General features: G+C 59.8%; 1 protein-coding gene. It reads right to left on the reverse strand.

Annotated elements, in window-relative coordinates:
- On the reverse strand, nt 1–206 hold a 206-nt coding region (locus tag SB724_RS21050), incomplete at its 3' end, for an enolase C-terminal domain-like protein (protein WP_410572920.1).
- Between the last annotated feature and the right edge of the window lie 48 nt (nt 207–254).

Raw genomic sequence — 254 nt, forward strand, 5'->3', positions numbered from 1 at the left:
GGCTTGTCCGGCACGGTGATGAAGCCATCCTTGACGAGGGGCTTTGGAAGGCCGGTGACAATATCGTCCCACCAATCGACATCCGCCGAATGATATTCGAGCGCCATGAAATTCTCGGTCGCCGTCGCGACATGGGCAGCCGCCATCGCAGCGATCGGACTTTCCGCCATGTGGATCGCCATCGCGACACCGCGATCCTGCGCCATGTCGCCGATCTTCTTAGTCTCCAGGATACCCCCGCTGGTTAGCAGATC

The sequence above is a fragment of the Bacillus sp. SIMBA_031 genome (genome assembly GCF_046535225.1).
GTDB classification, from domain to species: Bacteria; Bacillota; Bacilli; order Bacillales; family Bacillaceae; genus Bacillus; species Bacillus velezensis.